This is a genomic window from Acinetobacter defluvii, assembly GCF_001704615.3.
Lineage (GTDB): Bacteria > Pseudomonadota > Gammaproteobacteria > Pseudomonadales > Moraxellaceae > Acinetobacter > Acinetobacter defluvii.
Genome location: NZ_CP029397.2, coordinates 714,440 through 740,923 on the forward strand (window position 1 = coordinate 714,440; position 26,484 = coordinate 740,923).

At 39.7% G+C, this 26,484-nt stretch carries 22 protein-coding genes, 6 tRNA genes and 1 rRNA gene; 18 read left to right on the top strand and 11 right to left on the bottom strand.

Annotated elements, in window-relative coordinates; genetic code table 11:
- Positions 1-18: 18 nt before the first annotated feature.
- Complete coding sequence (locus tag DJ533_RS05780) at positions 19-1,137, top strand: CaiB/BaiF CoA transferase family protein (RefSeq protein ID WP_065994345.1); 1,119 nt, start codon at positions 19-21, stop codon at positions 1,135-1,137.
- 326 nt (positions 1,138-1,463) lie between these two features.
- A complete protein-coding gene (locus DJ533_RS05785; protein WP_065994346.1) occupies positions 1,464-2,459 on the top strand; it encodes a DUF2804 domain-containing protein in 996 nt (331 codons plus the stop codon).
- Positions 2,460-2,488: 29 nt separating this feature from the next.
- Here DJ533_RS05785 and DJ533_RS05790 read toward each other — a convergent pair whose 3' ends face one another.
- The 4 genes from DJ533_RS05790 to DJ533_RS05805 all read right to left on the bottom strand — a co-directional run bounded on the left by DJ533_RS05790 (position 2,489) and on the right by DJ533_RS05805 (position 5,578).
- A complete protein-coding gene (locus DJ533_RS05790; RefSeq protein WP_065994347.1) occupies positions 2,489-3,364 on the bottom strand; it encodes a metal-dependent hydrolase in 876 nt (291 codons plus the stop codon).
- A gap of 190 nt (positions 3,365-3,554) precedes the next feature.
- Positions 3,555-4,430, bottom strand: a complete 876-nt coding sequence (locus tag DJ533_RS05795) for a metal-dependent hydrolase (RefSeq protein WP_065994348.1) — start codon at positions 4,428-4,430, stop codon at positions 3,555-3,557.
- 59 nt (positions 4,431-4,489) lie between these two features.
- Complete coding sequence (locus DJ533_RS05800; RefSeq protein ID WP_065994349.1) at positions 4,490-5,365, bottom strand: metal-dependent hydrolase; 876 nt, start codon at positions 5,363-5,365, stop codon at positions 4,490-4,492.
- Between the two features lie 21 nt (positions 5,366-5,386).
- Positions 5,387-5,578, bottom strand: a complete 192-nt coding sequence (locus DJ533_RS05805; protein ID WP_065994350.1) for a hypothetical protein — start codon at positions 5,576-5,578, stop codon at positions 5,387-5,389.
- A gap of 130 nt (positions 5,579-5,708) precedes the next feature.
- Between DJ533_RS05805 and DJ533_RS05810 the strand changes: the two genes are divergently transcribed.
- The gene (locus DJ533_RS05810) at positions 5,709-6,740 is read left to right on the top strand and encodes a helix-turn-helix transcriptional regulator (RefSeq protein WP_065994351.1); all 1,032 of its coding nucleotides are present in this window, start codon (positions 5,709-5,711) and stop codon (positions 6,738-6,740) included.
- Between the two features lie 133 nt (positions 6,741-6,873).
- Here DJ533_RS05810 and DJ533_RS05815 read toward each other — a convergent pair whose 3' ends face one another.
- The gene (locus DJ533_RS05815; protein WP_065994352.1) at positions 6,874-8,205 is read right to left on the bottom strand and encodes a Na+/H+ antiporter NhaC family protein; all 1,332 of its coding nucleotides are present in this window, start codon (positions 8,203-8,205) and stop codon (positions 6,874-6,876) included.
- Positions 8,206-8,563: 358 nt separating this feature from the next.
- Between DJ533_RS05815 and trpA the strand changes: the two genes are divergently transcribed.
- Genes trpA through DJ533_RS05835 form a run of 4 tightly spaced genes read left to right on the top strand, consistent with a single transcriptional unit; the run spans position 8,564 to position 12,559 of the window.
- A complete protein-coding gene (gene trpA / locus DJ533_RS05820) occupies positions 8,564-9,367 on the top strand; it encodes a tryptophan synthase subunit alpha (protein WP_065994353.1) in 804 nt (267 codons plus the stop codon).
- Entirely contained in the window at positions 9,364-10,260 is an 897-nt protein-coding gene (gene accD, locus DJ533_RS05825) for an acetyl-CoA carboxylase, carboxyltransferase subunit beta (RefSeq protein ID WP_065994354.1), read from the top strand. The genes trpA and accD overlap by 4 nt, the downstream gene beginning before the upstream one ends.
- Positions 10,257-11,543, top strand: coding sequence for a bifunctional tetrahydrofolate synthase/dihydrofolate synthase (gene folC, locus DJ533_RS05830; protein ID WP_065994355.1), 1,287 nt, complete (start codon positions 10,257-10,259; stop codon positions 11,541-11,543). Before accD ends, folC begins: the two co-directional genes overlap by 4 nt.
- Positions 11,534-12,559 (top strand): SPOR domain-containing protein, encoded by a 1,026-nt coding sequence (locus DJ533_RS05835; protein ID WP_065994356.1) that lies wholly within the window; start codon positions 11,534-11,536, stop codon positions 12,557-12,559. Before folC ends, DJ533_RS05835 begins: the two co-directional genes overlap by 10 nt.
- Positions 12,560-12,562: 3 nt before the next feature.
- On the opposite strand, the gene DJ533_RS05840 is transcribed toward DJ533_RS05835, so the two are convergent.
- The 3 genes from DJ533_RS05840 to DJ533_RS05850 form a co-directional block, all read right to left on the bottom strand.
- On the bottom strand, positions 12,563-13,159 hold the full coding sequence (locus DJ533_RS05840) for a dual specificity protein phosphatase family protein (protein ID WP_065994357.1): 597 nt from the start codon (positions 13,157-13,159) through the stop codon (positions 12,563-12,565).
- The gene (locus tag DJ533_RS05845) at positions 13,156-13,971 is read right to left on the bottom strand and encodes an MBL fold metallo-hydrolase (RefSeq protein WP_065994358.1); all 816 of its coding nucleotides are present in this window, start codon (positions 13,969-13,971) and stop codon (positions 13,156-13,158) included. Before DJ533_RS05845 ends, DJ533_RS05840 begins: the two co-directional genes overlap by 4 nt.
- Positions 13,972-14,160: 189 nt before the next feature.
- The gene (locus DJ533_RS05850) at positions 14,161-14,802 is read right to left on the bottom strand and encodes a peroxiredoxin (protein ID WP_065994359.1); all 642 of its coding nucleotides are present in this window, start codon (positions 14,800-14,802) and stop codon (positions 14,161-14,163) included.
- A 345-nt stretch (positions 14,803-15,147) separates the two neighbouring features.
- Between DJ533_RS05850 and secA the strand changes: the two genes are divergently transcribed.
- From secA to DJ533_RS05890, 8 genes are all read left to right on the top strand, one after another.
- Positions 15,148-17,880, top strand: a complete 2,733-nt coding sequence (secA, locus tag DJ533_RS05855; protein WP_065994360.1) for a preprotein translocase subunit SecA — start codon at positions 15,148-15,150, stop codon at positions 17,878-17,880.
- A 140-nt stretch (positions 17,881-18,020) separates the two neighbouring features.
- On the top strand, positions 18,021-18,416 hold the full coding sequence (locus DJ533_RS05860; protein ID WP_065994361.1) for a hypothetical protein: 396 nt from the start codon (positions 18,021-18,023) through the stop codon (positions 18,414-18,416).
- A gap of 234 nt (positions 18,417-18,650) precedes the next feature.
- On the top strand, positions 18,651-19,871 hold the full coding sequence (gene argJ / locus DJ533_RS05865) for a bifunctional glutamate N-acetyltransferase/amino-acid acetyltransferase ArgJ (protein WP_065994362.1): 1,221 nt from the start codon (positions 18,651-18,653) through the stop codon (positions 19,869-19,871).
- Between the two features lie 149 nt (positions 19,872-20,020).
- Positions 20,021-21,088 (top strand): quinolinate synthase NadA, encoded by a 1,068-nt coding sequence (nadA, locus tag DJ533_RS05870; RefSeq protein WP_065994363.1) that lies wholly within the window; start codon positions 20,021-20,023, stop codon positions 21,086-21,088.
- Between the two features lie 153 nt (positions 21,089-21,241).
- Positions 21,242-21,318 (top strand) — tRNA-Pro (locus DJ533_RS05875).
- Between the two features lie 47 nt (positions 21,319-21,365).
- A tRNA-Arg gene (locus DJ533_RS05880) sits at positions 21,366-21,442 on the top strand.
- Between the two features lie 41 nt (positions 21,443-21,483).
- Positions 21,484-21,559: transfer RNA gene (locus DJ533_RS05885), tRNA-His, on the top strand.
- A gap of 18 nt (positions 21,560-21,577) precedes the next feature.
- Positions 21,578-21,654, top strand: a tRNA-Pro gene (locus DJ533_RS05890).
- Between the two features lie 112 nt (positions 21,655-21,766).
- On the opposite strand, the gene DJ533_RS05895 is transcribed toward DJ533_RS05890, so the two are convergent.
- From DJ533_RS05895 to DJ533_RS05905, 3 genes are read right to left on the bottom strand one after another with little or no spacing between them, the layout of a single operon-like run.
- Positions 21,767-22,246, bottom strand: a complete 480-nt coding sequence (locus DJ533_RS05895; protein ID WP_065994364.1) for an OmpA family protein — start codon at positions 22,244-22,246, stop codon at positions 21,767-21,769.
- 20 nt (positions 22,247-22,266) lie between these two features.
- Complete coding sequence (locus DJ533_RS05900; protein WP_065994365.1) at positions 22,267-23,484, bottom strand: sensor domain-containing diguanylate cyclase; 1,218 nt, start codon at positions 23,482-23,484, stop codon at positions 22,267-22,269.
- Positions 23,485-23,489: 5 nt separating this feature from the next.
- A complete protein-coding gene (locus tag DJ533_RS05905) occupies positions 23,490-23,960 on the bottom strand; it encodes a YfiR family protein (RefSeq protein ID WP_228716517.1) in 471 nt (156 codons plus the stop codon).
- 602 nt (positions 23,961-24,562) lie between these two features.
- On the opposite strand from DJ533_RS05905, the gene DJ533_RS05910 reads away from it, so the two are divergent.
- The 3 genes from DJ533_RS05910 to DJ533_RS05920 all read left to right on the top strand — a co-directional run bounded on the left by DJ533_RS05910 (position 24,563) and on the right by DJ533_RS05920 (position 26,386).
- Positions 24,563-26,101, top strand: a 16S ribosomal RNA gene (locus tag DJ533_RS05910).
- A 59-nt stretch (positions 26,102-26,160) separates the two neighbouring features.
- Positions 26,161-26,237 (top strand) — tRNA-Ile (locus tag DJ533_RS05915).
- A gap of 73 nt (positions 26,238-26,310) precedes the next feature.
- Positions 26,311-26,386, top strand: a tRNA-Ala gene (locus DJ533_RS05920).
- Positions 26,387-26,484 lie beyond the last annotated feature (98 nt).

Sequence of the window (26,484 nt, forward strand, 5' to 3'; positions counted from 1 at the left end):
AGAATGGTAAATATCATTATGACAAGTGCACTAAATGGATTGAAAGTACTCGATTTTTCAACATTATTACCTGGACCATTTGCAACGATGTACTTAGCAGACATGGGGGCAGAAGTGATTCATGTTGAATCTCCAACACGTCCTGATTTAGTACGTTTGTTTCCTCCTTATGCCAATGGACAGGCAACCTCACATAGCTATTTAAACCGTAATAAACAATCTGTGGCACTTGATTTAAAAGACCCTCAAAATATTGAACTGATTAAACAGAAAATTTCTGAATTTGACATTGTCGTTGAACAGTTTCGTCCTGGCGTCATGCAACGTCTCGGCTTGGACTATCAAACCCTTGCTGAAATTAACCCAAAACTGATTTATTGTTCCATCACAGGTTATGGGCAAACAGGCGCTTATAAAGATAAAGCAGGGCATGACATTAACTATGTATCTTTGTCAGGTATCGCTGGGCATAGTGGTCGTCAGGACAGTGGCCCACCACCGATGGGGATTCAAATTGCAGATGTTGCGGGTGGTTCGCTGCATGCTGTTATTGGTATTTTAGCTGCGGTGACTGAACGTCATCAAAGTGGTTTAGGGCAATATATTGATATTTCTATGACCGATTGTGTGGTCAGTATGAATAATATGGCGGCAGCGGCAAGTTTGGCGGGTGGACAGCATCAAAAAGCTGAAAATGAGCAACTTAATGGTGGAACATTCTATGATTATTATCGTACCCAAGATGGACGTTATATTTCAGTAGGAAGTTTAGAGCCGCAGTTTATGAGTGGTTTGGCTGCAACTTTAGATTTGCCTATAGTCTTACAAAAAGGCGCATCGTTTGATGCTGAAGATCGTCAAGCGGTGAAACATGCAATTCAAGAAAAAATTCTCAGTAAAACTTGGGCAGAGTGGAATGAAATCTTTGGGGAGTTGGATTTTTGTGTAGAGCCTGTATTGAGTCTTGAGGAAGCTTTGAGTTCACCATTGGCACAACAAAGAAATTGGGTGGTAGATGTTCCTTTAAAAGCTGACGCTGAGCAAAAAGAACAGCAGTTGGCATGTCCAATTAAATTCTCTCGCTCACAAATGCGTTATGACTATATTGGTCAAGAGTTAGGTGAAGGACGTTGGTAAATGTCGTGCTAACTTTGTTTAGAGATTTGCATAAAAATATGTGACTTCCTTAAATGTTTTAATTTATAAAGTAATCTTTTACCCAATAGAAGATTACTTTTTATTTGCCTATCTGCTGCGCCTATTTTAAATACAAAAAATATCTAGCTTTATAGTTGAAAAGGGTGAGCTATGGTTATATCAAAAAATCTTTTTATTTAAACCATTTATCAGTTATTTGATGCGAGATCTAAGTCAAAAGGATTGTCTATTCACTTTAAAATAAGCAATAATCGGATGTGTAGACTAAAGTCTAAAGATTTTTTAAACGAAGGATTGGGTTAAAAATGGATTTAATACAAACGAATGGATTACCTCGTTATGGACGCTTTACGACATTACCCAGTGCTATCAGTACAGATCGTTATATCTATAAAACGCCCTATGGTAAAACCTTAAAAGGTTGGCGTAAGAGTTTAAAATATAAGAAATTTAAATTTTGTGGTATTCAGCATGAACATTATAGTATTGGTTTTGCCATTGTTGATATTGGTTGGGTTGGGCATGCTTTTATTTATATCTATGATCATGAAAGTGGAGATGTGTTGGAGTGGAATTCAAATAATATTTTAGCCCATCATACTTTTGTAGATGAGCAACCTCTCTATAATCAAAGCCGTTTTAACAAATCACCTTTTCAAATCGAAATGCAACATGCCAATGGCGTGCGCTATATCAGCATTACCAAACATGGTGATGAAAAACTGAAAGCTCGTATTTTCTGTGCAGCAACAAACCCATTAAGTTTATGCAGTCCGACAGGGATTAATGGCTGGACTTATACTCAGAAATTGACAACTTTAGGTGTCGAAGGCTTTTTCGTTAATAAGAAAAATGAAACTATACATTTTAATGAAAAAAGTTTCGCTTCTTTAGATGATACTTGTGGATTTTTACGTCCTGAAACAGCATGGTTTTGGTTGTCTTGTAATTTTTGGGATGAGCAGGACAACCGTATAGGATTAAATCTAGCTTCTGGTGTAAATGAAAGTTTTGGTAACGAAAACTGTCTCTGGATAAATGGTATTTTATACCCAATCAGTGATGTATTGTTTGAAAAATTAACTGATACTACATGGTCAATTCATTCACTTGATCAAAAATTAAATTTAACTGTAGAAACGGGCTGGCGTCGTTATGAAAACCTGAATTTACGCTTAATCGGTAGTCAGTTTAGTCAGTGGCAATCTAAAATCAGTGGTACAGTACAAGCTGAATCGGGAGAGTTAGTCACGTTAAATCAAGAATATGGCTTACTCGAACAGCATTACGCAAAATGGTAATGCTGTGAGCGAGATTTAGAAACTTATACTTATAGGGCAGCATTCCAAAATGCATCGCCTGCTGCGATTGGGTCACCTGTTTCATTCAAGGTATCAACGAAAGTTTGATATTGTTGAATAATTTTATGTTGGCTTGGATGAAAGTCTGGTCTGTACCAGTCTAAGTACTCATGCTTCATTTTCGATAAAATACCTTGACGACCAATAAACCACGGTAAACCTTTTGCCATCATGCTTAAGCGTTCTCGACGACTAAAACCATCGCATTTGAGTAAACCGTTGGTACGTTGCATGGTAAAACCAAACATCATTGCAGTAACCAAGATCAATGCCGTATAACGCACGGCATTCGGTGTATTGCCAATTTTACTCATCACATCAAAGGCGACATCACGATGTTCCATTTCTTCAATCGAATGCCAAGCAAATAAAGCACGGATATAAGGATGTGCTTCTGCCATGGTTGATTTTTCAGTAAAAAAAGCATCTGCCATGAGTGCTGTTAAATGCTCACAGGCTGCAGTAATGGCGATATTTACTTGCTTTGGATAACGTTTCAGCGCATGTCCAAAACGACGATTAACATGACCAATAAATTTTTGAACAGGCATGCCTTGATTGATCAAAATTTTATTCATATTGTTATGTGCAATACCATGCTGTGCTTCTTGCATGATAAAGTTAGCAACACGTTGCTTTAGGTCGGAATCTTGAATTTGATCTTTAAATAAACGTACACATTGAATGAAATAACGTTCACCATCAGGAAAAGTCAAACTCAAGGCATCAAAAACACGGGTACGAAAACGGTCATCGCCAAACCAAAAACGTGGAATTTCATCGAGTTTAAAATCGAGGTGCGTGCGAACAATCGGGTCGACTTGATATTGGACTAATGCATTCATTTTATTTTACTTCACATTGTCAAAAAACTTTTTGGCTCAGGCAATTATCGCAAAAAAGTAGAAAATATCCGTTGTCTTGTCATGCCAATTTAAAGGTAAAAGGTGACACATTTAGTCAGAATTGAATTAAAACAAGTTTTAAAACAGCACTGCCGTCAGTGCTGTTTTTTTAATAGTTTGATTCACCACACTACAACGCTGCTTGCCAAAATGCCTCACCTGCAGCAATCGGATCATTGGTTTTGGCGAGTGTGTCAACCCAAGTTTGGTATTGACGAATAATAGGATGCTGACTTGGATGGAAATCTTTTTTATACCAGTCCATATAAGGTTTTTGCATCATGGAAAGTTTCCCTTTTTTTCCAAAAAACCAAGGTAAACCTTGCGCTGCCATTTTGGCACGCTGAAATGCTGAAAAACCATCATATTTCAACATGACGTTGGCACGATAAAAAGTAAATCCAAACATTTGCAAAGTAATAAAAGCTAAGGCGAATTTACGTAGGGTTTCAGACACTTCACCCACGTGTTGCATGACATCATAAGCCACATCACGATGTTCCATTTCTTCAATTGCGTGCCACGCAAATAAGGCACGTGCATACGGGTGAACATCTGCGAGAGTTTCTTTTTTACTATAAAAAGTTTCAGCCATCAGTGCAGTTAAGTGCTCGGCTGCTGCGGTCATCGCAATATTATATTGCTTTGAACGATGCTTGAGTACGTATTGTAAATGTTGATCCAAAAAAGCAATAAACTGATCGACAGGCATGCCTTGCTTTTTCATTTCCTCATTCATTTTGTCATGGGCAATGCCGTGTTGTGCTTCTTGTTTAATAAAGTCCGTGACTTTTTGTGCTAATTCAGGATCACTAATTTTATTACGTAAGGCACGCACACTTTGAATGAAGTAACGTTCACCAATTGGAAAAGTTAAACTTAAAGCATCAAACATGCGTGTCTTAAATGGGTCTCCACCAAACCAAAAACGTGGAATCTCATCAATTTTAAAGTCTAAATTACTACGTACAACAGGATCAACTTGGTGCTTGATATATGCATTCATGATTATTTTTCTCGCAAAATAGGAAACACTTTATTTCCTTCTGTTTAAAATAAGGACTATTATTCAGCTGCTTGCCAAAAAGCTTCTCCAGCAGCAATTGGATCATTGGTTTCGGCTAAAGTATCTACCCAAACTTGGTATTGGCGAATAATCGGATGTTGGCTTGGATGAAAGTCTGGCTTGTACCAGTCTAAATATTGACGTTTCATTCGACTCATGACGCCTCGTCGACCGAAGAACCAAGGCAAGCCGCGATAAGCCAATTTCAAACGTTCAAGACGGCTAAAACCATCATGACTGAGCATGATGTTGGCGCGGTATGAAGTAAAACCAAACATAGCGACTGTGGTCAGTGCAAGGGTAAACTTTCTTAGATACTCAGGTACTTCACCGACTTGTTGCATCACATCAAAGGCGACATCACGATGTTCCATTTCTTCAATCGAATGCCAAGCAAATAAAGCACGTACATAAGGATGTGCGTCAGCCAATGTTTCTTTTTTGCTATAAAAGGTTTCTGCCATCAATGCTGTGAGATGTTCTGCTGCTGCGGTCATGGCAATGTTGTATTGTGGTGAACGATTTTTCAGTTCTGATTTAAACAAACGCATTAAAAAGTTGATGAATTGGTCAACAGGCATGCCTTGTTTACGCATTTCTTCATTCATTTTGTCATGTGCAATGCCATGTTGCGCTTCTTGGCGAATAAAATCTGCAACACGTCGCTGCAAGTCAGGATCAGTAATTTTGTCACGAAACAAACGGACACACTCAATAAAGTAACGCTCACCATCAGGGAAAGTCAGGCTGAGTGCATCGAACATGCGTGTTTTAAAGGGATCGCCACCAAACCAAAAACGTGGAACTTCATCAAGCTTAAAGTTCAGTTTGGTACGAACAACAGGATCAACTTGATGTTTTACATAAGCATTCATTGAATTCACCTATAAAATTTTCTATTCATTTGGATAGGCTGCTTGCCAAAAAGCATTGCCTGCTGCGATAGGATCTGGGGTTTGTTGTAACACATCGAGCCAAGTTTGATATTGGCGAATAATTGGATGTTGACTAGGGTGGAAGTCATGTAATTTAAACTCTAAATTTGGACATACAACAGGTGTCACTTGAAATTTGACTAAACTGTTCATTATTTTATTTCGTCAATAGCCAGTTATGTTTTCAGTATGCAATGAATAAAACAAATTGTTTTGACAGTTGTTGCCATTTTTTATACATTTTACGACAAGTGACAATTTTTATTTTCAAAATGAGTTTGCCATGGAACATCAATTAAAAATATCAAATGGCTATTTTCAACTCTTAAAAGTTTTTTTAAAGGAACAACATGTTGATCTAGCTGAGTTAGCTTTGAATGACGAACAACGCGTAGAATTAGAAAAAACGTTAGGTGCAGCGATTGACCAACAAAGCAGTTATGATTTTTTTATGGAGGTTGTTACTGCAATCCATCTTCGTATCGACTGTCCAGATCTTGCTTTTGCACTAGCGAAATGTATTACACCTGCAAACTTTGGGCTTTTAGGCTATATGGCATCTCGAAGTGAAAGTTTGGCACAGGCATTAGAATACGTTGTGCGGTTTAGTCCATTGGTGGTTGCTGGATTAAACGTGACGTATATGCGTTATGAAATCATCGATAACACGATTCGTCTTTTTTGTCCCTTGGGCGCAGATAAATATATTTTTCTACATGAAGTGACTTTTGCTGCAATGATTTTTTTAGCAAAGCAATTCGTTGGCTCGCAGCACTTCCCCTTAATTCAAATGAGTTTTGTCAATGCGCCAACCATGCCTTTATATTTATATCAGCAGTTTTATCAATGTATTATAAAGTTTGAACAGCCAATGTATGAAATCATCATTTCTATAGACGCTTTACAAATGAAACATGAACAAGCTGATCCAAACTTGATTCAGCTTTTAGTCAAGCAGGCGGAAGAAAAGCTTGCACACACATCGCAACACACAACAGTTGTGCAACAAATTCGATTTATTGTGGCTGAGTATTTAAAGCTAGAACAACAAGCCCCAAAAATTGAAGATATTGCTCAAGAACTCTTTGTTTCTGGACGAACATTGCAGCGTCAGTTAAAGCAATATGACACATCGTTTAAGCAAATTTTGGAAGAGGAGCGTATGCAGCGTTGTGAAACGCTATTGATGCAAGATAAGGATTTGACAGATATAGCCTTACAACTTGGCTATAGCGATCAGTCCGCTTTGGCACGTGCTTATAAAGCCTTTAGTGGGCAAACTTTGTTGCAAAAGAAACAACAGTTAAAAGAGTAAGCGCTATAAAATCAATAAAATAAGCAAGATATCACGCTATTTAAAAATTATAGCGAGAATGATGAATAGAAAAAATATGCTAAGTAAGCTGTTAAAAAAACCTCTTTACTTCCAATAAAGAGGTTTTATTCCCTTAGCCAGTTTTTAACTTTGGAAATCTAAAAATGATCGCCAAGATAGCAAATATTGCCAAAATCCAACAATAATAAATCGACCCAATCAACTCGATCGGTGACATTTTTGCAATCGAACATGCCAATAAAAGCTGAGCACCATAAGGAATAATTCCTTGTACCACACAAGAAAAAATATCCATCAGTGCCGCAGCACGTTTCGGGTCAATGCCATATTCTTTGGCAACTTCACGTGCCATATCGCCCGACAAAATAATCGCAACGGTATTATTCGCCACAAAAAAGTTAGAGAAAATTACCAAAAAGCTGATCCCAATTTCGCCTGCACGTTGTGTACCCACTTTAAACGAACGTGTTACTGCATAAATACGTTGAATCAGCCAGTCTAGCCCACCTTCTTTTTGCATAATGGCAGACAAGCCACCTAACAACATGGACAGTAATGCCACTTCAAACATGCCAACAAAGCCATCATAAATGGCATTATTAAGTTTTAAAATGTCAAAAGAGGGGTGTTCGAGTAAACCTATAGCCCCTGACAGCACGATGCCGATGCAGAGAACGGCAAGCACATGTAAACGGGTAAATGCCAAAAAGAATACAGCTAAATACGGCAACATTAACCAAATGTCATAATCTTTATAGCTAATGTGTTGAGAGGCTTGCGTATTTAAAATATAAATAATAATCGTGATCAGTGCTGCAGGCAGCGCAATCCAGACATTCACCCGAAATTTATCTTTGAGTTCAACATTTAAACTGCGCGTTGCGGCAATAGTAGTATCTGAAATCATCGACAAATTATCGCCAAACATCGCCCCACTCACCACTGCACCAATGGCATACACAGGTTGAATATCCGTTGCCTGAGAAAAGCCAAAGGCAATCGGTGCACAGGCAGCAATGGTTCCCATGGACGTGCCCATTGCAGTGGCAATAAATGCCGAAATGACAAACAGCATCGGCAAGACAAATTCAGGTGCAATAATGGATAAACCAAACTGTACGGTCGCATCAACACTACCGATGCTACTTGAAACGCTGGCAAATGCGCCTGCAAGCATAAACACCATAAACATCAAAATGAGATTTGGATGACTTGCACCTTTTAAGAAGGTATCGATTGCAGCATTGAGTTTGCCTCGATAGAGTAGGACAGCCAGTATAATGGCGGGTAAGGCTGCCACAGGTGCTTTGATTTGATAAAAAGCAAATTCAGTGCCAATCATTGAGTGGTAAATACCACTGCCTAAAAAAATGGTTAAAAAGACAATAAGCGGCACAAGTGCAAGCGCCCGAGCTTGCACTGCTTCGGTGGGGAGAGTGGTCATAACACAAAAAATAAAAAGATAAGCCGCTATAGTATAAACAGCTTTTGCAATATCCCAAAAATTAAAATGTAATCACTAAATAACGTTTTTTTATCAGATTTTAGAATTTAATTTATATTTTTCTGATTTTTCATGATTTTTAAAAAAGCCAAAATTAGTAAGCTTTGATCATTGTCCATAAAATCAAAGTATAGCTAAATGTAGCACTTGGGTGGATATATAAATTTTGTAGGGATATAAGATAGTATTATGCGGTTGTATCGCTCTATCTATTGGATAAAAAATAGCGGTACAATGCAGTGTCTTGTATTTTTACATCAATTCCTCAAGTTTAAATAATCCAAGGAAAGTCAGCCCTATGTCACGTTTAGCCACTCGATTTGCACAGCTTAAATCTCAACAGCGTAAAGCTTTGGTTTCTTATGTTATGGCGGGTGACCCACAACCACAGGTAACAGTGCCATTGTTGCATCAAATGGTTGAAGCGGGCGTAGATGTTGTGGAACTTGGATTACCATTTTCCGATCCAATGGCAGATGGACCAGTAATTGCACTTGCAGCAGAACGTGCTTTAGCTGCGGGAACAAATACCCTTGATGCTTTGAATATGGTCAAAGAATTTCGTCAAAAAGATACTACAACACCAGTCGTTTTAATGGGCTATTTAAATCCTGTTGAAGTGATTGGCTATGAAAAATTTGTGGCTTATGCGAATGACTGTGGGGTGGATGGTGTGCTTTTAGTGGATTTACCACCAGAAGAAGCAGCAGATTTTGATGCGGTATTACAAAAATACAGCATGGATCAGATTTTCTTGCTTGCACCCACAACCACCGACGAACGTATTCAGCGTGTAGTGAAACAAGCCAGTGGCTTTATTTACTACGTATCACTCAAAGGGGTGACTGGTGCTGCAACGCTCGATACCACAGAAGTGGCAAGTCGTATCGAAAAGATCAAAAGCATGACTGATATTCCAGTGGGTGTCGGTTTTGGGATCAGTGATGCTGCTTCTGCACAAGCTGTTGGTCGTGTTGCCGATGCTGTCATTGTTGGAAGTGCATTTGTAAAACCATTTGCGAACTTAGCACCAGAACACGCTGCTGAACAAGCAGTGAATAAAGTCAAGGAGCTTCGAGCTGCGCTCGATGAGTTAGTATGAATCAAGAAGTGAAATCAGGGAAAATTCTCAGCCCAGCAACACCGTGGACTGAACGTTCGATTCCAGGCATTCATATGCCTGATCAACAGCAAACACTCAAAGCAACATTTACTGAACCAACCATTGAGTGCCCTGAGTGTCATGCTTTAGTGACTCGTACAGCGATGTCGTTCAATGCCTATGTTTGTCCATCATGTGACGAACATTTGAAAATGAAAGCACGTGATCGTTTAAACTGGTTTTTTGATCATGTCACTGCTGAACTTGGTCAAGAGTTTGAAGCCAAAGATCCATTACACTTTGTTGATAGCAGAGCCTATCCTGTGCGTATGAAAGAAGCACAAGATAAAACAGGTGAGTCAGAAGCACTTGTGGTGATGCAAGGGCAACTTAAAAACATTCCAATGGTGGCATGTGCATTTGAGTTTGACTTCATGGGCGGCTCAATGGGAACAGTAGTTGGTGACCGTTTTGTGCAAGCTGCGGAAAAAGCAATTGCTTTGAAACAGCCTTTGATCTGTTTTGCGGCATCGGGTGGTGCACGTATGCAAGAAGGCATGTTGTCTTTGATGCAAATGGCACGTACCTCAGCAGCAATTCAAAAAATGAAAGAAGCGCATCTGCCTTATATCGTGGTGCTTACTCATCCAGTTTACGGTGGCGTAACTGCTTCATTGGCAATGCTTGGTGATGTACATATTGCAGAGCCTAAAGCGATGATCGGTTTTGCGGGTAAACGTGTGATCGAACAAACTGTGCGTGAAAAGTTAGAAGAACCGTTCCAACGTGCAGAATTCTTGCTTGATCATGGTGTAGTCGATCAAATTGTTCATCGTCATGCATTACGTGATACTGTATATCGTATCGTAGCGAAACTGATGAATCTGCCTTGAATAACATTGCTCCATTAAATACTGATAGTTTACAAACATGGCTCGATTATTGGAGCCATGTTCACGTTACAGGGATTGATTTAGGTTTGGAACGGGTCATTCCTGTGGCTGAAGCTTTAGGCGTGACGAAACCTCAAGCCAAAGTTTTTACCGTTGCAGGAACCAATGGTAAAGGCTCAACCACGACCACATTGGCTGCGATTTTAAATGCACAAGGTTTTAATGTCGGTTTGTACCAGTCCCCCCATATTTATCGTTTTAATGAGCGTGTGAAACTGGCAGGCAAAGAAGTTGATGATCAAACTTTGATTGATGCTTTTGTCTTGGTAGATCAAGCACGCCGTGAGTGTGAGCTGAGCTTATCTTTTTTTGAAGCAACCACTTTGGCTGCTTTTGTCATTTTTAAAAACATGCAATGTGATGTCTGGGTGCTTGAAGTGGGACTCGGCGGTCGTTTGGATGTCGTGAATGTTGTTGACCCTGATATTGCTGTGATTACGAATATCGGACTCGACCATACTGATTGGTTGGGCGATAGCATTGAAAAAATTGCGTTTGAAAAAGCAGGCATTATTCGTCCAAATATTCCTGTGATTTTCGCTGGATTACAACCCTTACCGCAAGCCATTCAAAAAAAAGCACACGATTGTCAGGCTAAATTATACGTGGTGAATCAAGATTATTTCTATGAGGATGCTAAAGATGGGCAATCATGGAATTTTGCAAGCGCTGGTTTAACACTAAAATTTCCATTCGGTCAGCTTGCACTTGAAAATATTTCAACAGCAATAGCTGCGATTTTACTTAGTGGGTTGAACGTTACGCAAGATGCAATGACACAAGGCATTTTAAATGCACGGTTACAAGGTCGTTTTGAAATACAACAAATACGTGGCAAAACAGTAATTTTCGATGCAGGGCATAACCCACATGGTGTTGAATTTTTGTTAAAGCAATTGCGAAAATTCTTAGAATACAATAAACAGTACACAGAAGTTGTTACTGTTTTTTCAATGTTGGCTGATAAAGATATTGAATCTGTAATTGCCTTATTGAAAAACACTGTATTAAAGTGGAAAATTGCGCCATTGACTGTAGCTCGTGCAGCATCGATGGATCAATTAAGATCGGCTTTGCAGAATGAAACAGTTGAACAGTTTGAAAATGTACAAGCTGCTTTTTTATCAGCGCTTGAAGAAACAAAAAATAATCAACTGATTTTGGTATGCGGTTCATTCCATACCTTAGAAGCGGTCTGGGAGTATTTAGAAGAATGTCAATGAATAACAAACAACGCTGGATGGGTGGCGTTGTTTTATTAGGTGGTGGTGTTTTATTAGCGGCATTACTTCTAAAAGGTAAAGAAGAAATTCATCAAAATCAGGTGACACCACCATCATCTGCTGCAACAGCTTCGCAACAAGGTAAAGCTACCCCTGTCGAAGAATCGGTACAACTACAACCGATGACGGTAGATGTGGCAACAGAAAAACGTTTGCTTGAAGAGCAGCGCCGAGCACGTGAAAAAGCAGTGGCTGAACAAGAAGCCAAAGCAGCCGAGTTCTTACGCATGCAACAACAAGCGGAAGCTGAGGCAGCACGTAAAGCTGCTGAGGAATATGCTGCTGCCAATGCCCGTCGTAAGGCTGCACAAGAAAGCTCAGATAATATTCCACCTGAATTAAATGTAGACGATAAAACCAAAGCACAGTTAAAAGCTGAAACTGATAAAAAGCAACAACAGCAAAAACAAGCACAACAAAAGGCGGAGGCTGAAAAAAAGCTCGCTGAGCAGAAGCGCCAAGCTACTGTAGATGCAGCAAAGAAAGCGGCTGACGAGAAAAAACGTCAAGCTGAAGAAGCCCAGAAAAAAGCCGAGGCGGATAAAAAAGCTGAAGCGGATAAGAAAGCAGCCGAAGACAAGAAACGTAAGCTTGAAGAACAACGTAAAGCTGAAGAAAAGAAAGTTGCCGATGAGAAAAAACGTAAGGCTGACGAAGCAAAGAAAAAAGCGGAAGCAGACAAAGCGCGTGATCTCTTGGAAAATGGCGATAAACAATGGATGGTACAGGTGGCACTGGCGGCAAATGAAGCCAATGCGGATGCAGTGGCTGCAAAACTGCGTGCTAAAGGGTATAAAGTCACCAAGAGCCCAACCTCAAAAGGCATTCGCATCATGGTTGGACCAGCTAAAGATCGTGAAACTGCGGATGCAACACGTAAGAAGATCAACTCAGATGCAAGCTTAGGAATGAAGTCTGCGTGGGTGATTGATTGGGTACCTTTAGATAAGCGTTAAGTTCTATTGTGATTCTGCTATGAAAGATGGATTTGTGAGTTGCTCACGAATCCATTTTATTTTCTCCGCTGTAAAATTTTTCTCGATATTGACCCAAATCGGGTGAAAACCATAGCCGCCATGCTTCATTTCTTTTAAGGCATCTTCGGTTGACCAATTTTCAAAAACAATTCGATACATGGCAATACTTGCACCCGTACGATCAGAGCCATGATAACAATGTAATAAAACTTTTTGATTTTTCCGTTGTGCTTTTTGGATACTTTGCATCACTTTTAATAAATCATGTTCATCAATTGCCCATGTATTGATGGGAATATGCACCAAATTCAAAGCTTGCCCTGCAAGTGTTGTGCGATCTTTATCTCGACTGCGTAAATTAATTACCACATCAATTTGATGCTTTTTCAGCAAGGGAATGAGTTGAGCAGTAGGTTGTTCGCTACGGAACATAGTATCACTCATTTGATAAAAATTAGAAGACTCTTGGATTAAATCTCCCCACTGTTGTGGTCGTTGTTCTTGTGGCAGCGTTGATGAAGTAATGCAGCCTGTCATTAGGCTAGAGCTGAGTAAAATTGCTAAAAAATGTAATTTCATAAAGAAGAATAACGCTGTAATTCAAAAGGATCATGCGCACAAATAATGTCAATGTGCGTTTGATTTTGGGCTAAAGTTTGGATGGCTTTTAAACTGTGTAGACGTTGTTGATTATTAAATGCAAATAAACGCTCAATCAAATTTAACCCCAAAGACTTATACTTTGGATCAAGTTCAAGATGAGAGTAATAAGCATCACCGCAAAACAACAGCCATTGATCTTTTTGGCGAATGGCAATGCCACAATGTCCTGCAGTATGACCAAGCAAAGGAATCATCAGAATTTCATCTTTAAAAATATTAAAGCTTTGCACACGCTGAAAATTAAACCAAGGTTCACCCGCTTCATGTTCTAAAAAATGCCAATAGGTATGATTTTTAAACTGTTGTGGACGATAACGTAATTTATTTTTGCTAGAAAATGTTTGCGCTGCATTAAACTCATTCGACAAAATATGCACAGTTGCATGGGGAAAATCACTAATACCACCTGCATGATCAAAATCTAAATGACTCACCAAAATATGTTGAACATCGCTCGGTTTAAAACCAAGTTTTTGAATTTGATGAAACGCTGACAAATATGGATCAGACACAATTGCACTCATTTTTGTCATGAGCTTACCTAAGCGTTGCTGTGGGCGTAAGTAGTCTTGTAAGCCTAAACCTGTATCGATCAAGACTAAACCTCGATCTGTTTCAATCAGTAAACAATGACAGACCAAATTGGCTTTTAAACCCTTTTGCCCAAACAAAGGTGCGCACATGGGACACATGCTACCGCAGTGTAAATGGTGAATGTTATAGATCATCTTGTTCTGTTTTTAAATTTTCTAAAATATTTATACCTTATTTTTAAATAAGAACCAATGCTTAAAAAATCAGCAGTATAATCCTCGCATTTCATATCTGATTTTTTGATATTAAATTAAAAAAAGAACTCCAATTGTAATATTGGAGTTGATGGAGAAAATGAATATTTTAATTTTATGTACTAAATATTAATCTTTATTGGGTTGTGGCGTTAAACGCAGATATGGTTTAACCGCCGTATAACCTTTTGGGAAGCGTTCTTTTAGCTCAGCCTCATCCTTGATGGATGGCACGATCACTACATCCTCACCTTCTTGCCAGTTGGCAGGCGTTGCCACTTTGTAGTTGTCTGTCAGTTGTAAGGAATCAATCACGCGTAAAATCTCATTAAAATTACGCCCAGTCGATGCAGGATAAGTAATGATTAAACGGACTTTTTTATTTGGATCAATGATTACCAAAGAACGCACTGTTAAAGTTTCGATAGCATTGGGATGAATAAATCCGTATAACGCAGATACTTTACGATCTTTATCCGCAATGATTGGAAAATTTACGGTTGTGTCTTGAGTTTCATTAATGTCTTGAATCCAGCCTTGATGTGACTCTACGTCATCAACAGACAGGGCAATTGCTTTGACGCCACGTTTTGCAAATTCATCTTTAAGTTTTGCTGTATAACCTAGCTCAGTCGTACATACAGGCGTGTAATCTGCAGGATGTGAAAATAAAATCCCCCAATCATCACCTAAAAACTCATAAAAATGAATTTTACCTTCACTTGAGTCTTGTTCAAAATCTGGTGCAACATTACCTAAACGAATCGTCATTATTTTTACCTCAAAATTTAAAATGCTAAAAAGTTGTGTATTTGCTCGTCAAAAACACTATCACCTAAATTTCTTATAATTAAAAATAGTGTTTTTGTATTTCTTTATGATTATTTTTCATAAAAAGACTGAATGATGCATAAAATTTGCAGATTTCTGTCGAATAATCTATCGGTCTATCGTGCAAATTTGCTACATTAGGTCGCCTAAACTCATACACGCAAAAATCGGTGTGCAGATTTTTTTAATTGGTTTTGTGTAAAAACCTTGTACTTGAAATTTCTAACACCATAATAACGTCTGAGAAAAATTTATTTTGATAAGCAAGTTTTAGAGAGTCTATACATGTTGGCAAGCCTGATCGGAGGAATCTTCGGTACTAAAAACGAGCGTGAACTGAAACGCATGCGTAAAATTGTCGATAAGATCAATGCGCTTGAGCCGACAATATCTGCTTTAAGTGATGCTGACTTATCTGTAAAAACCGAAGAATTTAAACAAAGATACAAAAAAGGTGAAAGCCTAGATCAGTTGATGCCAGAAGCATTCGCTGTCTGCCGTGAAGCAGGTAAGCGAGTGATGGGGATGCGTCATTATGATGTGCAGCTCATCGGGGGTATTACCTTACATGAAGGTAAAATCGCAGAGATGCGTACTGGTGAAGGTAAAACCCTGATGGGTACTTTGGCTGTCTATCTGAATGCTATTAGTGAACAAGGCGTACACGTTATTACTGTGAACGATTACTTGGCACAACGTGATGCGGAGTTAAACCGTCCGTTGTACGAATTCTTAGGCTTAACTGTTGGGGTGATTTACTCCATGCAAGCGCCTATGGAAAAGGCTGAAGCTTATCGTGCAGACATTACTTACGGTACCAATAACGAATTTGGCTTTGATTATCTACGTGACAACATGGTTTTCTCGATGTCCGAGAAAAAACAACGTGGACTGACCTATGCCATTATCGATGAGGTCGACTCGATCCTAATTGATGAAGCACGTACACCATTGATTATTTCGGGTCAAAGTGAAGATTCATCACAGCTTTATCAGTTGATGAATAATATTCCACCAAAACTCACTCCTCAGAAAGAAGAAAAAGTTCCTGACGGTGGGCATTTCTGGATTGACGAAAAACAGCGTTCTGTTGAAATGACCGAAGTAGGTTATGAAACAGTAGAGCAAGAACTCATTCAAATGGGCTTGTTGGCTGAAGGCGAAAGTTTGTACTCAGCGGGTAACTTAAACCTTGTACATCATGTTTCAGCAGCGATTCGTGCGCATTTCCTCTATCAACGTAATGTGCACTACATTGTCAATGAAGGCGAAGTAATCATTGTCGATGAAAACACTGGGCGTACCATGCCAGGTCGCCGTTGGTCAGAAGGTTTACATCAAGCAGTCGAAGCCAAAGAAGGTTTAGAAATCCAACCTGAAAACCAAACCTTAGCAACGACGACATTCCAGAACTATTTCCGTTTATACAAAAAACTTTCGGGGATGACAGGTACGGCAGATACCGAAGCTGCAGAAATGAAAGAAATTTACGGTTTGGATGTTGTGTTGATTCCAACCCATCGCCCAATGGTGCGTAAAGATTTAAACGATTTAATCTACTTAAATCGTAATGGTAAATACAATGCGATTATTGAAGAAATTCAAAAAATCCATGCCGCTGGTGTTGCGCCTATTTTGATTGGTACAGCAACCATTGAAGCTTCAGAAATTTTATCGGATAAACTCAAAGAAGCAGGCATTCACCATGAAGTTTTAAACGCAAAACAACATGAGCGTGAAGCGGATATTATTGCCCAAGCTGGTGCGCCAAATGCAGTCACGATTGCTACCAACATGGCAGGTCGTGGTACAGATATTTTGCTGGGTGGTAACTGGAAAGCCTTGCTTGCCAAAATCGAAAACCCAACGCCTGAAGATGAAGCACGCCTTCGTAGTGAATGGGAAAAGAACAATGAAATGGTGTTAAGTTCTGGTGGTTTACATATCATTGGTTCAGAGCGCCATGAATCACGCCGTATTGATAACCAATTACGTGGTCGTTCAGGTCGTCAAGGTGACCCTGGTGTGTCACGCTTCTTCTTATCACTTGAAGACGATTTGATGCGTATATTCGCAGGTGACCGTGTTGTGGCAATGATGCGTGCGATGGGCTTGCAGGAAAATGAAGCCATTGAGCATAAAATGGTGTCACGTTCAATCGAAAATGCACAACGTAAAGTCGAAGCACGTAACTTCGATATTCGTAAAAACTTATTGAAATACGACGATGTAAATAATGAACAACGTAAAATTATTTACTCACAACGTGATGAAATCTTAGAAGAAGCAACGCTTCAAGATTATATTGAGGAAATGCATCACGAAGTCATGAAAGGCTTAATCGAAACTTATATTCCGCCTGAGTCGATCCATGACCAATGGGATATTGAAGGTTTGGAAAATGCTTTACGTGTCGACTTTGGGATCGAACTGCCTGTATCACAATGGCTTGAAGAAGATCGTCGTTTAGATGAAGAAGCATTAGTGGAACGCATCAGTGATGAAGTTGTAGAGCGCTATCGCCGACGTCGTGAAAGTATGGGTGAAGAGTCAGCTGCAACCTTAGAACGTCATTTCTTGTTAGGTTCACTAGACCGTCATTGGAAAGACCATTTGGCTGCGATGGACTATTTACGCCAAGGGATTCATTTACGTGGCTATGCACAAAAGAATCCTGAGCAAGAATATAAAAAAGAAGCATTTAACTTGTTTGTAAATATGTTGGGTGTGATCAAGTCGGATGTAGTGACTGATCTTTCTCGTGTACATATCCCAACGCCAGAAGAGTTAGCGGAAATGGAAGCGCAGCAACAAGCGCAAGCAGAAGCAATGCGTTTGAACTTTGCGCATGATGATGTAGATGGTTTGACAGGTGAAGTCAGTGCTAACTATCAAACAGAAGATGAGCAGTTGAATTTAGACAAACCACAAGCAAGCTTTACGCCGCCTGAAAGCCGTAATGCTCCTTGTCCATGTGGTTCAGGTTTAAAATACAAACAATGTCATGGTAAATTGTAATTTACCGCTGATACTTTAAAAAAGCAGGACTTTGGTTCTGCTTTTTTTACAAGTTATTACAATGCGTGAATATTGATTGCGCCCAGTGTGATTAAATGGTATTTACTTTCTCGACCCGTTTGAAAGATTTAGGAATGATAATGAAAAAACTATTCAAACCCTTATTTGTTGCAGTTTTAGCAATGCCCGTGCTTGCTTTTGCAGATACGCAACCACAAACCCAAACCACGACGGTTGCAAACTTACAAGCTGCGGCAGGCACAGTGAAAGCACAAGCAGAAGTAAAAAATGACTCAACTACAGTGATTAGCCCACGTACAGGCATTCGTTATACTTTGGGGAATACAGGTGGTCGTCCAATTATTTTAAAAACAGCAGCGATTGCAGCAGTAACTCCTGCAACCATTAATCGTGTAGTTGCTTCAAATCCAGCACTGTCTGCTTCAAGCCAAGAAAAAGTAAAACAAGCACTTTTACCAAATGAACAAACAGTTGCTCAAGCGCAAGTGCAGCCAACAACGACTGCACAGCAATAATTTTTGTCACGATAAAACAAATCAAACCAGTATTTAGAAAATGCTGGTTTATTTTTATATGATTTTGAATATTTATATTCTATGAAAGGTTTTATTGCCAACATCTTAGAATGAAAAATTGGTTTAAAAGTCGCTTGAACATGATAAAAAACAATTCACTGAGCAATAAACTCGATTTTTGATGCATTTTCTAATAAGCTGTTGTTTTCTTAATTTGATTCTGGACATTTAAAAATGGCTGTAGGTGACGTAACTATGCCACATATGCATGTGGTGCAAGGGGTAAAAATTGGCTCTGCAGAGGCGTATGTACGTTATCCAAATCGACGTGATCTAGTCATTTTTGAATTTTCTAAAGGAACAAATGTTGCGGGTGTATTTACACAAAATGCATTCTGCGCAGCACCAGTGCATGTGTCTAAACTACATTTACAACAAGCTAATCCGCGTTATTTAGTGATTAATACAGGAAATGCCAATGCCGGTACAGGCAAGTTAGGTATGCAAAACGCACAATTCACCTGCTTAAAATTAGCCGAATTGGCACAGGTTGAGGAGTTTGAGGTTTTACCATTTTCAACAGGTGTGATTGGTGAGCAACTTCCAATCGAGCGTTTAACCCAAGGTTTACAGCCTGCTTTAGATTCACTAAGTGAAAGTGCTTGGCATGATGCTGCAACAGGGATTATGACCACAGACACCACGCCAAAAGGTGCATCTGAACAGTTTGAGCTAGATGGCATCACATATACCATGACGGGTATTTCCAAAGGTGCGGGCATGATTCGTCCAAATATGGCAACGATGTTAAGCTTTGTCGCAACGGATGCACCCATTGCTCGCCCATTGGTTCAGACAATGTTAAAAATTAGTGCTGATCAGTCATTTAACCGTATTACAGTGGATGGTGATACTTCGACCAATGATTCATGTATCTTTGCGGCAACAGGATGTGCAGGTGGCGCAGAAATCCAGTCAATAAATGATCCACGCTATGCGGTGGTGTTAGATGTTTTATGTCGCGTGATGAAACGCTTAGCGCAGTTAATTATTCGTGATGGTGAAGGTGCAACCAAATTTATTACGGTTGCTGTTGAAGGTGGAAACGATACACAAGAGTGTTGTGACATTGCCTATAGTATTGCGCATTCACCTTTGGTTAAAACGGCAATTTTTGCCTCTGATCCAAACTGGGGGCGTATCCTTGCTGCAATTGGTTATGCTGGGGTGAAAGATTTAGATGTCGAAAAAATCCAAGTCTGGTTAGATGATGTACAAATCTGTAAAGATGGGGGCGCTGCTGCGGACTATATCGAAGAGGCAGGTGCACGAGTAATGTCACAAACTGAAATGACCATTCGTGTTGATTTAGGACGTGGTACTGCAAAAGATACGGTTTATACCTGTGACTTGTCATATGACTATGTCAAAATCAATGCAGATTATCGCTCTTAAAATCAAAAAATTGAAAAAAGCCTCCGTTGTGAGGTTTTTTTATAATTATATGTTTTTTAATAACTGGTCAAATAAGCCGACGCAAAATTGCCAGTGAATTATATGAAACGCTTGTTGATGAACAGGCATATGGATAGAGAATACGTTTTATGAATGATGCGACCAATTTAATTGCCAATGAAGCAAAATCAATTGTACAAGCGCATTTAGATCGTTTGGGTGAACCTAAAAGTAACGCTTTGACTGAGGAAGCAAAACAAACGAAATTTGCTCAAATCAAAGCTGAGCTAGAAAAACGTGATGCGGTATTGGTTGCGCATTATTACTGCGATCCTGAAGTGCAAGAGTTGGCTGAACTCACAGGTGGTTGTGTGTCTGATTCGTTAGAAATGGCACGTTTTGGGCGTGATCACTCTGCCTCAACTTTGGTGGTTGCAGGTGTCAAGTTTATGGGAGAAACTGCCAAGATTTTATCTCCTGAAAAAAAGGTTTTAATGCCAACACTAGAAGCAACTTGTTCACTTGATTTAGGCTGTCCAGTGGATGAGTTTACGGCATTCTGTGATGCACATCCTGATTATACTGTGGTGGTCTATGCCAATACTTCTGCCGCTGTAAAGGCACGTGCAGATTGGGTAGTTACCTCAAGTTGTGCTGTAGAAATTGTTGAGCATCTAGATAGTTTAGGTGAAAAAATTATATGGGCACCTGATCAACATCTTGGGCGTTATATTCAAAAGAAAACTGGCGCTGAAATGTTACTTTGGGATGGTTCATGTATTGTGCATGAGGAGTTCCGCGCTCGTGGTATTAGCAATATGAAAGCTTTATATCCACATGCAGCAGTACTGGTTCATCCAGAATCGCCTGAATCCGTGGTCGAAATCGCAGATGCGGTAGGAAGTACCTCGCAATTGATTAAAGCAGCACAAAATTTAACGCAAGACACCTTAATCGTGGCTACAGACCGTGGTATTTTTTATAAAATGCAACAAGCTGTACCAAATAAGACATTGATCGAAGCACCAACAGCAGGTGAAGGGGCGACGTGTCGCTCATGTGCACATTGCCCTTGGATGGCAATGAACGAATTGGAAGGAATTTTGCAAGTTTTACAAAAAAATGATCAAGAAGTATTTGTGGATGCTGAATTAGCACAACGCGCTAAACTCCCTTTAGATCGTATGTTGAATTTTAGTGCGAGCTTAAAACGTTAATAATTGTATAAAAAACATTTGAAATGCTTGATTAATATACATTTGACGTGTTTTTTTCATTTTTTTTGAAGATAGGTGTTGACGTCCAAGGGCGTCACGCCTAGAATGCACACCGTACCGCACGATGTGCGATACACTAAAGCTGAGATGAATCGGAGCATAGCACAGCCTGGTAGTGCACCTGGTTTGGGACCAGGGGGTCGTAGGTTCGAATCCTACTGCTCCGACCAATTCTTCAAGGCAAAGGTTTATTGATAATGTTAAAGTTATCAGTCATGCGCCTGTAGCTCAGTTGGATAGAGCATCCGCCTTCTAAGCGGATGGTCACAGGTTCGAATCCTGTCAGGCGCGCCATTTGCGACTTGATATTGTAGAATCTGAAGCATGTTGTAACGGTGGATGTAGCTCAGTTGGTAGAGCCCCGGATTGTGATTCCGGTTGTCGTGGGTTCGAGCCCCATCATTCACCCCAATCTCTTGATGAGAAAAACGGAGCATAGCACAGCCTGGTAGTGCACCTGGTTTGGGACCAGGGGGTCGTAGGTTCGAATCCTACTGCTCCGACCAATTTAAGTAATAAAACTTAAATATAAATTATCCGCTATATAGCGGTTTTTTTATGCCTAAAATTTAATGCAATAAAAAAAGGTCTATTAAGACCTCTTTAGCTTGAAAGTGTTTATGGCACAATCGTTACAGTGACTCGACGATTTTCAGCGCGATGTTGTTCAGTATCATTTGCAGCAATAGGTTGTGCTGCACCTCGACCAATGACATAGATATTTTGTGGGTTAAAATGTTCGGCAATAAAGATATCGGCAACACTTTGCGCACGTTTTTTTGAAAGTGCGAGATTGTACTCTGTGCTGCCGACAGCGTCTGTATGTCCAACAATTTTAACTTTGGTGAGATTATACTTTTGTAGCTGTTGTGATAAGCGCACTAAGCCTTCTCGCTTTTGTGCATTAATTTCAGCTTGGTCAAACTCAAATAGTAGACGCTCAGGTAATCCCAAACTCCAGCCTTCTTCAGTTAATACAAAGCCTTCTTTTTTTAATGCACGTACCTGATTGTATTTAAGACCACCAAGATTTAAACATCCAGTTAATGCAAGACACAGTAAAGCAAGTACAGAAAATTTAAAATGATTTGCAAACATGATGAACATTCCAAAATAAATTAATGATGGTAAATAAACCAATGGTGTGTCAGAGATTTTGCTTTATACATAGCTTGATCTGCTTGAGAAATTAAATCCTCGGGTGACATGGCTTGGTTTGAAAGTGCAATACCTAAACTAAAACTGAAATAAATACTTTGATCATTATAAAGCAAAGGCTCTTCAGAACTCTTAACCAGGTTTTCTGCAATCGAAATTAGGTGCTCGATATGTTGAATTGAGTTTAAAATAATTGCAAATTCATCGCCACTCAAACGAGCCACAAAATCATCTTGTCGGATATTTTTTTGCAAACGGTGCGCCATTTCTTTAAGGACTGCATCGCCAGCTTGATGCCCATATTGGTCATTAATAGTTTTAAAGTTATTGGTATCAATAAAAAGTAAAGCTATTTGTTGTTTTTCTGAAGTACTGTTAAATGAATTTACTAAAACTTGATAAAAGTAATTGCGATTGGGTAAACCTGTTAAATGATCATGTTGAACTTGATAGGACAACTGTTGATTTTCATTTTGTAAATGCGTGTGCCATGATTGAATTTCTTCAAGTAGTTGATTGAAAACGCTATTTAGATGATTGAACTCTTGAATATCATTATTGGGGAAGCGTAAATTATAAGCGCTTTGGGTACTCACCAGTTGTGCTATTTGTACAATAGGCATCATGGATTGCATAATATGGCGATAGGTCAAATTGATTGACCACCATAAAGCAAGTGTCATAAACAACATCCCTACGCCTAAACCAATAAAAATTTTGATGATAAACATCATAATTTCATTCGAGCTACCGTATAAAATTATTTTTCCAACATAGTTACCATTGTGTGAAACAGCAACATGAATGGCATCTCGTAGAAAAATATGATCGAACAAATTTTGAAGCGCAGAATAATGATCTACATTTTTAATACTTTCAGAAATCTTTTGATTTTGAACATTGTAAACCTCGATTAAGCGTACAGAATGTTGTTGAGTATATTCGTGTAAAATTTGTGATAAAGCAGATTTGTCTTGAAATACCAATGCGGGTTGAATACGTTCTGAAATAGTGCGACTAATCAGTTGTAGGTTTTGTTTTGCAAAAGACTCCATCGTAAAGACTGAAATCGTGACAAAGGTGAAAGTACAAATTGCGAAAGTAATTGCAAATATAGTGAATTGAGATTTACGGAATAATGTTTGTAAGGATGTCGACTTATAGAGCTTATGGATCATCAGGGTTACTCCGAATTTTTGGCTAAGAGTAAAACACGAGGATCTACATGTACTTTTGAGCGTGCTAAGCTATCCAAGTTAACTTTAAAAATAGTATTGCCATTTTTTGTACTTTGTAAACAAAAAACGCTTCCGATTTCACAGGCATGATTATTTGAGCTAAAGGAAAGCACAGACTGTTTCGCCGAGGAATTTAAGAGTTTCTGTTCGAGAGTCGGAGAAGTATTAGAAAAATAAACAGCATCACAGTTTTCTCCCTTTATCTCATCATAAGATATATTTTTTACGCTAAAAGGTGAATTTTGTTGTTTTAAATAAAATAAAAATTGTTTAGCTGCATTCTGATTTTCTGTAACGCATAGCGTTGGAGTTGGATCATTCCATTTTGCATAACTTAAAATAGAAAGTGTCATCATATATATATTGTGGGTAGAGTTTGCCTGAGAAATGTTGCTAAAAAAAAGCAAAACTCCCATAACAAAAATAACTCTATACTTATTTAACGACATATTTATGATGATGGTGAAATAATAATGGGCTTATTCTAATAAAAAATGAGACATAGTTCAAAAAATCAATGTAAAACTAATTTCTGAAAATATTTTTCTGTATTTTAAGTTGAAAAAATGAGCGAAATGACTTAATTGTGCTGAATAAACGTACAGTTGAATAAAAAAATAAAAATAAACTAAAAAAAGGGGTTGCGTCAGTAATGAAATACTGTAGAATGCACATCCATCGGCGGCGATGAAGATTAAAACTTCTGCTAAAACAGTGGCTTAGCATTAAGTGGTTAAGTTGGGTTTTAGGAAGAGGGGTTGAAAATAATTTTCATTACATGTTGACTTTCTGCTTTAAGAGAGTAATATAGCCGACCTAGCTTGATGCTGATGAAGCATCGAGAGGATCATTAAGAGTATATGAAGAACAACTTGTGTGGATTTTTACTGGTTGATTGATCGAAATATTATCATTGATTGATTGGTTTAAATTACTCGAAGTTTATTTGAGAGAATTTGTCAGAAAATTGATGAGCCAGAATTGGTGTCTTATTCTATAATAAAGGCACAAATGATTTTAACTGAAGAGTTTGATCATGGCTCAGATTGAACGCTGGCGGCAGGCTTAACACATGCAAGTCGAGCGGGGTGAGTTACTTCGGTAACTGACCTAGCGGCGGACGGGTGAGTAATACTTAGGAATCTGCCTATTAGTGGGGGACAACGTTCCGAAAGGGACGCTAATACCGCATACGCCCTACGGGGGAAAGGAGGGGATCACTTGTGACCTTTCGCTAATAGATGAGCCTAAGTCGGATTAGCTAGTTGGTGGGGTAAAGGCCTACCAAGGCGACGATCTGTAGCGGGTCTGAGAGGATGATCCGCCACACTGGGACTGAGACACGGCCCAGACTCCTACGGGAGGCAGCAGTGGGGAATATTGGACAATGGGGGGAACCCTGATCCAGCCATGCCGCGTGTGTGAAGAAGGCCTTATGGTTGTAAAGCACTTTAAGCGAGGAGGAGGCTCCTATAGATAATACCTATAGAGAGTGGACGTTACTCGCAGAATAAGCACCGGCTAACTCTGTGCCAGCAGCCGCGGTAATACAGAGGGTGCGAGCGTTAATCGGATTTACTGGGCGTAAAGCGTACGTAGGCGGCTTTTTAAGTCGGATGTGAAATCCCCGAGCTTAACTTGGGAATTGCATTCGATACTGGGAAGCTAGAGTATGGGAGAGGATGGTAGAATTCCAGGTGTAGCGGTGAAATGCGTAGAGATCTGGAGGAATACCGATGGCGAAGGCAGCCATCTGGCCTAATACTGACGCTGAGGTACGAAAGCATGGGGAGCAAACAGGATTAGATACCCTGGTAGTCCATGCCGTAAACGATGTCTACTAGCCGTTGGGGCCTTTGAGGCTTTAGTGGCGCAGCTAACGCGATAAGTAGACCGCCTGGGGAGTACGGTCGCAAGACTAAAACTCAAATGAATTGACGGGGGCCCGCACAAGCGGTGGAGCATGTGGTTTAATTCGATGCAACGCGAAGAACCTTACCTGGTCTTGACATAGTAGAAACTTTCCAGAGATGGATTGGTGCCTTCGGGAATCTACATACAGGTGCTGCATGGCTGTCGTCAGCTCGTGTCGTGAGATGTTGGGTTAAGTCCCGCAACGAGCGCAACCCTTTTCCTTACTTGCCAGCATTTCGGATGGGAACTTTAAGGATACTGCCAGTGACAAACTGGAGGAAGGCGGGGACGACGTCAAGTCATCATGGCCCTTACGACCAGGGCTACACACGTGCTACAATGGTCGGTACAAAGGGTTGCTACCTAGCGATAGGATGCTAATCTCAAAAAGCCGATCGTAGTCCGGATTGGAGTCTGCAACTCGACTCCATGAAGTCGGAATCGCTAGTAATCGCGGATCAGAATGCCGCGGTGAATACGTTCCCGGGCCTTGTACACACCGCCCGTCACACCATGGGAGTTTATTGCACCAGAAGTAGGTAGTCTAACCGCAAGGAGGACGCTTACCACGGTGTGGTCGACGACTGGGGTGAAGTCGTAACAAGGTAGCCGTAGGGGAACCTGCGGCTGGATCACCTCCTTAACGAAAGATTGACGATTGGTAAGAATCCACAACAAGTTGTTCTTCATTGATGTATCTGAGGGTCTGTAGCTCAGTTGGTTAGAGCACACGCTTGATAAGCGTGGGGTCACAAGTTCAAGTCTTGTCAGACCCACCATTCTGACTAACAAAATATTTGAATGAGAGTTTAAGTATTGAATGCAGGAAATTAGATATATTGGTCTTAAGCTGGGGACTTAGCTTAGTTGGTAGAGCGCCTGCTTTGCACGCAGGAGGTCAGGAGTTCGACTCTCCTAGTCTCCACCAAGTACTTTCAAGAGTACGAGCTAAAATAGATTATAGAAATTAATGAATTTGATGAAAATTGAATTGATTAATTTCTGTGATTTATCACAGTTTACTAC